The organism is Streptomyces sp. NPDC037389, assembly GCF_040636475.1.
Classification (GTDB): Bacteria; Actinomycetota; Actinomycetes; order Streptomycetales; family Streptomycetaceae; genus Streptomyces; species Streptomyces hesseae.
In genome coordinates, this window is record NZ_JBEZUS010000002.1 from 714,992 (window position 1) to 724,755 (window position 9,764).

At 69.7% G+C, this 9,764-nt stretch carries 3 protein-coding genes, 1 tRNA gene and 2 rRNA genes; 1 reads left to right on the forward strand and 5 read right to left on the reverse strand.

Features of this window, described 5'->3' with window-relative positions; translation table 11 throughout:
• Positions 1-12 precede the first annotated feature (12 nt).
• A complete protein-coding gene (locus tag AB0E98_RS06805; RefSeq protein ID WP_361699304.1) occupies positions 13-5,538 on the reverse strand; it encodes a HAMP domain-containing protein in 5,526 nt (1,841 codons plus the stop codon).
• Between the two features lie 212 nt (positions 5,539-5,750).
• Between AB0E98_RS06805 and AB0E98_RS06810 the strand changes: the two genes are divergently transcribed.
• Positions 5,751-8,408, forward strand: coding sequence for a SpoIIE family protein phosphatase (locus tag AB0E98_RS06810; RefSeq protein WP_361699306.1), 2,658 nt, complete (start codon positions 5,751-5,753; stop codon positions 8,406-8,408).
• A gap of 53 nt (positions 8,409-8,461) precedes the next feature.
• Here AB0E98_RS06810 and AB0E98_RS06815 read toward each other — a convergent pair.
• The 4 genes from AB0E98_RS06815 to AB0E98_RS06830 all read right to left on the reverse strand — a co-directional run.
• Positions 8,462-8,534 (reverse strand) — tRNA-Thr (locus AB0E98_RS06815).
• 60 nt (positions 8,535-8,594) lie between these two features.
• Entirely contained in the window at positions 8,595-9,293 is a 699-nt protein-coding gene (locus AB0E98_RS06820; RefSeq protein ID WP_361699308.1) for a DegT/DnrJ/EryC1/StrS family aminotransferase, read from the reverse strand.
• A 118-nt stretch (positions 9,294-9,411) separates the two neighbouring features.
• Positions 9,412-9,528: ribosomal RNA gene (gene rrf, locus AB0E98_RS06825) — 5S ribosomal RNA — on the reverse strand.
• 79 nt (positions 9,529-9,607) lie between these two features.
• Positions 9,608-9,764, reverse strand: a 23S ribosomal RNA gene (locus tag AB0E98_RS06830); the annotation flags it as partial.

Consider the following 9,764-nt stretch of genomic DNA (forward strand, 5'->3'; position numbering starts at 1 on the left):
AACGAGATTCCGTCACTCTGCGCGCATCCACTGCTCCATCACCGTAAGAAGATGGTCAGTATCCACAGGCTTCGTGACATAGTCGGACGCTCCGGCATCGATGCTCTTCTCCCGGTCGCCCTTCATCGCCTTCGCCGTCAGCGCGATGATGGGCAGCCCCGCGAACTGCGGCATCCTGCGGATCGCCGCCGTCGTGGCGTAGCCGTCCATCTCCGGCATCATGATGTCCATCAGGACCACCACGACGTCGTCGTGCTGCTCCAGCACCTCGATCCCCTCGCGGCCGTTCTCCGCGTAGAGCACCGACAGCCCGTGCTGCTCCAGCACGCTGGTGAGGGCGAACACATTGCGGATGTCGTCGTCGACGATCAGCACCTTCTCGCCGTTGAAGCCGCCGCTGAAACCGCCTCCGTAGCCGGTGTCCGCGACGGCGCCGAAGCCGCCGTGCGCGAACTCGCCGAAGGCCAGCTGCGGCCGGCCCGCCGGAAGCTCCGGGGACGGCGCGCCGGGCAGTCGCGCGCCCGGCACCGCCCCGTCGCCCTGCCCGTCCCGGGCCGGGGCGGCCGCCCGCCCGGCGGCCTGGGCCGCCCGGCGGCGGCGCAGGAAGAGCCCCGCGGCCTGACGGGCGGGCGAGGCGTCGCCCGCCGCCGCGCCGTGCCCGGCACCGGGCGTCTCCTGCCCGGCGCCCACGACGCCCTCCCCGCCCGGCTGCGGATAGCCCTGGGGCGGCAGCTCACCGGGGTTGAGCGGCATATAGAGGGTGAAGGTCGAGCCCCGGCCGGGCTCGCTCGCGGCGTCGATCTCACCGCCGAGCAGCCGGGCGATCTCCCGGCTGATGGACAGCCCCAGGCCCGTACCGCCGTACTTGCGGCTCGTCGTGCCGTCGGCCTGCTTGAACGCCTCGAAGATGACGCGCATCTTGCTCTGCGCGATGCCGATGCCGGTGTCGGTGACCGAGAAGGCGATCATCTCCCCGTCGGCGTCCCGCAGCGACCCGGCCTCCAGCAGCTGCTCCCGGATGCTGTCCGGGACCTCCGCCCCGGCCGGGCGGATCACCAGCTCGACCGCGCCGGTGTCCGTGAACTTCACCGCGTTCGACAGCAGATTGCGCAGCACCTGGAGCAGCCGCTGCTCGTCGGTGTGGAGCGTGGTCGGCAGCTCCGGCGAGACCCGTACGGAGAAGTCCAGGCCCTTCTCCGCCGTCAGCGGCCGGAAGGTCGCCTCCACGTAGTCGACGAGCTGGACGAGCGCGATCCGGGTCGGGCTGACGTCCATCTTGCCCGCCTCGACCTTCGACAGGTCCAGGATGTCGTTGATCAGCTGGAGCAGATCCGAGCCCGCCCCGTGGATCGTGTCGGCGAACTCGACCTGCTTCGGCGAGAGGTTGCCCTCGGCGTTGTCGGCGAGCAGCTTGGCCAGGATCAGCAGCGAGTTGAGCGGTGTGCGCAGCTCGTGCGACATGTTGGCCAGGAACTCCGACTTGTAGCGCATGGAGACCGCGAGCTGCTCGGCCCGCTCCTCCAGCACCTGCCGGGCCTCCTCGATCTCGGTGTTCTTCACCTCGATGTCGCGGTTCTGCCGCGCCAGGCGCTCGGACTTCTCCTCCAGCTCGGCGTTGGAGATCTCCAGCGCCTTCTGCCGGTTCTCCAACTCCGCCGACCGCTCGCGCAGTTGCTCGGTGAGCTCCTGCGACTGCTTGAGCAGCACCTCGGTCTTGGTGTTGACGCTGATGGTGTTGACGCTGGTGCCGATCATCTCGGCGATCTGGCTGAGGAAGTCCTTCTGGATCTGCGCGAACGGCTGGAAGGACGCCAGCTCGATCACACCGAGGACCTGCCCCTCGAAGAGCACCGGCAGCACGATCACATGGGCCGGCGGCGCCTCGCCCAGCCCGGAGGCGATCTTCAGATAGCCCGGCGGAACGTTCTCCACCAGGATCGTGCGCTTCTCCTTGGCCGCCGTGCCGATCAGCGACTCGCCCGGCAGGAAGGACGTGGGCATCGAGCCCATCGAGTAGCCGTACGAGCCGAGCATTCGCAGCTCGTAGGCGTCCGCGTCGCTCTCCCCCTCGTGCGGGCCCGTCGGCATCGCCAGGAAGAACGCGCCGTGCTGCGCGGAGACCACGGGCGTCAGCTCGCTCATGATGAGCCCGGCGACGTCCTCCAGATCGCGGCGGCCCTGCATCAGGCCGGAGATCCGGGCGAGGTTGCCCTTGAGCCAGTCCTGTTCCTTGTTGGCCAGGGTGGTCTCGCGCAGATTGGCGATCATCGTGTTGATGTTGTCCTGGAGCTCCAGGATCTCGCCCGCCGCGTCGACGTCGATCTTGAGGTTGAGGTCGCCCCGGGTCACCGCGGTGGCGACCTCGGCGATGGCCCGCACCTGACGGGTGAGGTTCCCGGCCATCTCGTTGACGGACTCGGTGAGGTCGCGCCAGGTGCCGTCCACGTCCCGCACCCGGGCCTGGCCGCCCAGCTGGCCCTCGGTACCCACCTCGCGGGCCACCCGGGTCACCTGGTCGGCGAAGGACGACAGCTGGTCGACCATCGTGTTGATGGTCGTCTTCAGCTGGAGGATCTCACCGCGCGCGTCGATGTCGATCTTCTTGGTGAGATCGCCCTGCGCGATGGCGGTGGTCACCATCGCGATATTGCGGACCTGGCCGGTCAGGTTGGACGCCATCGAGTTCACCGACTCGGTGAGGTCCTTCCAGGTGCCGCTCACACCCGGGACGCGCGCCTGGCCGCCGAGGATGCCGTCGGTGCCCACCTCGCGCGCCACCCGCGTGACCTCGTCCGCGAACGAGGACAGCGTGGTCACCATGGTGTTGACCGTGTCGGCGAGCTGCGCCACCTCGCCACGCGCCTCGACGGTGATCTTCTTGGTCAGGTCGCCGTTGGCGACCGCCCCCGCGACCTGCGAGATGCTGCGGACCTGGCTGGTCAGATTGCTGGCCATCAGGTTGACGTTGTCGGTGAGGTCCTTCCAGATGCCGGTGACGTCCCGCACCCGTGCCTGACCGCCCAGCTGACCCTCCGTACCCACCTCACGGGCCACGCGCGTGACCTGCTCGGCGAAGTCCGACAGCTGGTCGACCATGGTGTTCACCGTGGTGACGAGTTCGAGGATCTCACCCTTGGCGTCGACCGTGATCTTCTTCGACAGATCGCCCTTGGCGACCGCCGTGGTCACCTCGGCGATGTTGCGCACCTGGGACGTCAGGTTGTTGGCCATGAAGTTGACCGACTGCGTGAGGTCCTTCCAGGTGCCCGAGACGCCCTGCACCTCCGCCTGGCCGCCCAGGATGCCCTCGGTGCCCACCTCACGGGCCACCCGGGTCACCTGGTCGGCGAACGAGGACAGCTGGTCCACCATCGTGTTGAGGGTGTTCTTCAGCTCCAGGATCTCGCCCCGGGCGTCCACGTCGATCTTCTGCGACAGATCGCCGCGCGCCACCGCCGTCGCGACCTGAGCGATATTGCGCACCTGCGCGGTCAGGTTCTCCGCCATGCCGTTCACCGAGTCGGTGAGGTCACGCCAGACGCCCGCCACTCCCGGCACCTGCGCCTGACCGCCCAGCCGGCCGTCCGTACCCACCTCGCGGGCCACCCGGGTCACCTGCTCGGCGAACGCCGAGAGCTGGTCGACCATGGTGTTGATGGTGTTCTTCAACTCCAGGATCTCGCCGCGCGCGTCCACGTCGACCTTCTGCGACAGGTCGCCGCGCGCCACCGCCGTGGTCACCTGGGCGATCTGCCGCACCTGGGAGGTGAGGTTGCCCGCCATGAAGTTGACGGAGTCGGTCAGCTCCTTCCAGGTGCCGCTCACGCCCGGCACCCGCGCCTGACCGCCGAGCCGGCCCTCCGTGCCCACGTCCCGCGCCATCCGCGTCACCTGGTCGGCGAAGGATGACAGCTGGTCCACCATGCCGTTGACGGTGTTCTTCAGCTGGAGCATCTCGCCGGACACGTCCACCGTGACCTTCTGCGACAGGTCGCCGTTCGCGACCGCCGTGGTCACCTGGGCGATGTTGCGCACCTGGCCGGTGAGGTTGCGGAAGGCCGTGTTCACCGAATCGGTGAGGTCCTTCCACGTACCCGCCGCGCCCGGCACCGCCGCCTGACCGCCGAGCTCGCCCTCGACACCGATCTCCCGCGCCACCCGCGTCACTTCGGCACCGAAGGACTGAAGCTGGTCGACCATCCCGTTGACGGTGTTCTTCAACTCCAGCATCTCGCCGGAGACATCCACGGTGACCTTCTGGCCCAGATCGCCGTTCGCCACCGCCGTCGTCACCTGGGCGATGTCCCGGACCTGACCGGTGAGATTACGGAACGCGGTGTTCACCGAATCGGTGAGGTCCTTCCACGTACCCGCCGCACCCGGCACCTGCGCCTGACCACCCAGCCGGCCCTCGGCACCGACCTCGTTGGCCACCCGCGTCACCTCGTCGGCGAAGGTGCGCAGCGTCTCCGTCATCTGATTGATCGTCTCGGCCAGCTGCGCGATCTCGCCGCGCGCGCTCACCGTGACCTTCTGCGAGAGGTCGCCGTTCGCGACCGCCGTCGTCACCTGCGCGATCCCGCGCACCTGGGCCGTCAGATTGCCGGCCATCAGATTGACCGAGTCCGTCAGGTCCTTCCAGACACCGGCGACGCCCGGCACCTGCGCCTGGCCGCCCAGCTCGCCCTCGGTGCCCACCTCACGGGCCACCCGCGTGACCTCGGAGGCGAAGGAGGACAGCTGGTCCACCATCGTGTTGACCGTGTTCTTCAGCTCCAGCATCTCCCCGGCCACATGCACCGTGACCTTCCGGGAGAGATCGCCCTTCGCGACAGCCGTCGTCACGAGAGCGATATCACGCACCTGAGCGGTCAGCCGGGACGCCATCGTGTTGACGGAGTCCGTCAGGTCCTTCCATGAACCCGACATACCACGCACCCGGGCCTGCCCGCCGAGCTTGCCCTCGGTACCGACCTCGCTCGCCACGCGCGTCACCTCGTCGGTGAACGCCGACAGCTGGTCGACCAGCCCGTTGACCGTACGCCCGACCTTCAGGAACTCGCCGCGCAACGGGTGCGCGGAACCGTCCGCTCCCTGGGAGCGCAGATCCATCCGCTGTTCCAGATCGCCCTCGGCCACCGCCGACAGCACCCGGCCCACCTCGGACACCGGCCGCACCAGATCGTCCACCAGGGCGTTGCAGGCGTCGATCGCCGCCGCCCAGGACCCCTCGCAGGCGCCGAGCTCCAGGCGCTCCGTGAGTTTCCCCTCACGGCCGACGACCCGCCGCACCCGGTTCAGCTCACCCGTGAGCTGGAGATTACGGTCCGCGACCTCGTTGAAGACGGCGGCGACCTCGGCCATCACCCCGTCCCCGGGGACCGTCAGCCGCTTGCGGAAGTTCCCGTCCCGCATCGCCTCCAGGGCCGAGAGCAGCCGGTGCAGCGCACCGGCGTCCACCTCGATCGTCCCATTGGGCCGGGCCCGTCCGCCCTTCGCGCGCGTGCTTGCGGCCCGCGCCGTCGCGCCAGACTCCACCGTCGTCCCTCCCGCAGGTTCGATCATCCTCGTCGGGCTTCCGCTTCGAGCTTTCCCAGTGTTTCACCCCGGCCCAACCAGGCCATAACAGTCGGCAGCATCGCACACGGTCCACCGGCACCCCCAAGTGTGGAATCCCTGTGCACCGGCCTCCGCGCACACGGCGAAGGTAAGTAACCTGGCATCCGGCCGGGCAAGGAGGGGCGCCGCACATGGGTGAGCAGATCGCCGAGACATTGATGAGGAGACCTGTGATCACCGCGCGGGCTGCCGCCACCTTCGAGCCGGTCGGGCGCTCGGTAGCGGCCGCCCGGGCCTTCGTCCGGGACACTCTGCAGGGCTGGGGCTTCCTCGACGTCATCGACGACGCCGTCGTCCTCACCAGCGAGCTGGTCACCAACGCCGTCGTCCACGCGGGCACCGCCGCCGAGGTGCTGTGCGTCCGTATGAGCACCGGCGTGCGCGTCGAGGTCGCCGACCGCTACCCCGAGCGCGAGCTGCCCGTACAGAGCCCCGGCCGCCCCTTCGGCGGCCTCGACCGCGAGGGCGGCCGCGGGCTGCTGCTGTGCGCCTCCCTGGCCACCCGCTGGGGCGTCGAGTACACCGCCACCCACAAGACCGTCTGGTTCCGCCTCGACCTGCCCGACCGGCCGGCCGGCACCCGCTCCGCCGGCCCCGCCCTCCCCGCCGAGGCCCTGCCCGTCGCCGACGCCCGCGTCCGCGTCGCCGTCGTCCAGATCGACCACCAGGGCGCCCTCAGCGCCTGGAACGACGACGCCCACGAACTCTTCGGCTTCACCGCCAAGCAGATCATCGGCAAGCCCCTCACCGACCTCGCCGCCTGGCCGCACACCCCCGGCACCTCCACCGGCATCGAGGAGGCCCTGCGCCTCTCCCGCTGGGAGGGCTCCTACGGCATAAGGGGCGCCGACGGCCGCATCGTCCCCGTCTACGCCTCCCACCTCCGCGTCCGCGACAACGCCGGCGCACCCTCCACCGTCTGCCTGCTCGTCCGCGACGAGGAGCGCGCCGTCCTCCAGACCCCGCCGCGCGCCACCGCCTCCGACGCGGGCACCAGCGAGCGCGGCGCCGCCACCGACCCGTTCGAGGTCTTCATCGGCTCCCCCGCCCCCGACGACCTCGACGGTCTCCTCCAGCGCACCGTCGAGCGCGCCCGCGACATGCTCGACGGCGACTCCGCCTATCTGCTGCTGGCCACCGACGACGAGACCGAACTGGAGGTCCGCGCCTCCACCGGCCTGCCCTCCACCCGCCAGCGCTTCGCCCGCGTCCCCGTCGAGGCCGGCACCGGACGCTACGGCTCCGCCCGGATGCCCGCCGTCCACGACGACCTCAGCGTCGTCCCCGGCGCCGTCCCCCTCCTCGCCGACACCGGCATGCGCTCCGTCGTCACCGTGCCCCTCAAGGTCGAGGGCCGCCTGACCGGCTCCCTCGGCGTCGCCGCCGAGTCCCCCCGCCGCTACGGCAACGAGGAGGCGCTGCGCCTCCAGTTCGCCGCCGACCGCATCGCCCTCGCCGTGGAATCGGCCCGCCTCGGCGAGCTGGAGCGGCTGCGCCGCGGCTCGCTCTCCTTCCTCGTCGAGGCCTCCGACCTCCTCGCCGGCACCCTCGACCGCGACCAGACCCTGGCCCTGATGGCCCAGATGACCGTCCCCACCCTGGCCACCTGGTGCGCCGTCTACACGATCGCCGACCAGAGCTCGGACCCCGAGCTCTCCTACGTCCTCCACGAGGACGAGGACCGCATCGACGGCCTCAAGGCCCTGCTGTCCAAGGTCGCCCCGCCCGACCCGGTCCCCACCCCCGGCGCCCGCGTCTGGACGGCCCCCACCGAGGCCGCCCACGCCGCCGCCCTGCGCACCTCCCTGCGCAGCCTCGGCCTCCCCGACACCACGGGCGACATCCCGGCCCCCGGCCCCTCCCTCGCCACGGCGGCCGCCGTCGGCGGCGAGACCGTGGTCCTGCCGCTCGTCGCCCGCAACCGCGTCATCGGCATGCTCACCCTCGGCAAGCCCAGCGACGACCACTTCCGCCAGGAGATCCTCGAACTCGCCGAGGACCTCTCCCGCCGGGCCGCCCTCGCCCTCGACAACGCCCGCCTCTACAGCGAGCGCACCGCCATCAGCCAGAGCCTCCAGCGCAGCCTCCTGCCGCCCGAGCTCCCGGACGTCCCCGGCGTGGAGGTCGAGGTCATCTACCGCGCGGCCGGCGAGGGCAACGAGGTCGGCGGCGACTTCTACGACGTCTTCCCCATCCGCGACGGCGCCTACGGCTTCGCCATCGGCGACGTCTGCGGCACGGGCCCGGAGGCGGCGGCCGTCACCGGCCTCGCCCGCCACGCCCTGCGCCTGCTCGCCCGCGAGGGCTTCGGCGGCCCCGCCGTCCTCCAGCGCCTCAACGCCGCCATCCTCGACGAGGGCGCCCGCAGCCGCTTCCTCACCCTCCTCTACGGGGAGCTGCGCCCCCAGCCCGACGGCAGCGCGCTCCTCAAGGTCGTCTGCGCCGGTCACCCGCTGCCGCTGCGCCTGCGCCAGGACGGCACGGTGGAGCCCGCGGCGGACCCGCAGCCGCTGCTGGGCGTCATGGAGGACCTGGAGCTGTACGAGCAGACCGTCACCCTCGACCCGGGAGACGTCCTGCTGTGCGTCACGGACGGCGTCACCGAGCGCCGCGAGGGCACGCGCATGCTCGGCGACGACGGCCTGACGGACGTTCTGACGACCTGTACGGGCCTGACGGCCGGCGCGGTCGCGGCACGTATTCTCCGCGCCGTGGAACGCTTCGCAGCCGAGCCCGCCTCCGACGACATGGCCATCCTGGCCATGCGGGTGCCGGAGCGTCAGGACTGAGAGACGGAGAAATGGAAAAGGCCCCCGCCATAAGGCGGGGGCCTTTTCTTCGGAGCCCCAAAACGGAATCGAACCGTTGACCTTCTCCTTACCATGGAGACGCTCTGCCGACTGAGCTATTGGGGCCGGCAACGAGATAAAGCATACCCCATGTTCGTACGCGCTTTTGACTGCCGGGCGGAGCGCTCAGGCAGCGGCGGGAAGCAGCCCGCCGAGTGTGTTGCAGGCGGATACGAGCCGCTGGAGATCCCGGCGCGACGAGATGTCGTCCATGGGCAGGGCCAGACATTCGTCAGCGGCCCGCTCGGTCTCCGGGAGCCACAACTCCCGCATGAACGACGGCAGCCGGTGCACGGGTGTCTGTACGGGCACGTGGCACCGGACACCACGGGCCCGCAGCGCCCTGGCGAAGGCGTCCCGGTCGGGCCGTCCGTTGCCGGGGACGCGGACGACGTAGGAGTCGTAGCGGTGCGCGTACCCGGGGGCGGTCGTGGGTGTCACCACTCCGGAGAGGCAGGCGTCGAGATAGGCGGCGTTGACCCGGCGCCGGTTGAGGTCCATGTGGTCGATGCGCTCAATGTGTTCGAGGTCTTCGGCGTGTTCGATGACGGGCACGGCGCCGTCGGCAGCCGCCTGCCGCAAGGCGGCCAGGTCGGCCGGGTGTCCGAAGAGGGAGACGGGCACGATGGCGGTGGTACGCGATGTCACCGCGCCGGCCACGGAAACCGGGTCGAGGCAGAAGGTGACGGGATCGATGTCAGCGAAGACGGGGAGGGCTCCGACGTTCCGGACGGCCTCGGCAGCCCCAGCGGTCGCATACGAAGGAACGATGACCTCGCTCCCCGCCCCCACCCCCGCGGTGACCAGCTTCTCTTCAGTCCGCATGCCGGGGATGCTGCCCACACGACGTTAACCGGACATGACGCCACGTAGTTCATCATGAAAACAAAAAAGCTCTGATGCATGAACCGGGGTTCATACATCAGAGCTTTTTCGAATAATAGTTCGGCGGCGTCCTACTCTCCCACAGGGTCCCCCCTGCAGTACCATCGGCGCTGAAAGGCTTAGCTTCCGGGTTCGAAATGTAACCGGGCGTTTCCCTAACGCTATGACCACCGAAACACTATGAAATTAACCAACCAGTCCGGCACTTTGGACTGTTCGTTATTTCAGAACAAACACAGTGGACGCGAGCAACTGAGGACAAGCCCTCGGCCTATTAGTACCAGTCAGCTCCAACCGTTACCGGTCTTCCACACCTGGCCTATCAACCCAGTCGTCTACTGGGAGCCTTACCCCATCAAGTGGGTGGGAGTCCTCATCTCGAAGCAGGCTTCCCGCTTAGATGCTTTCAGC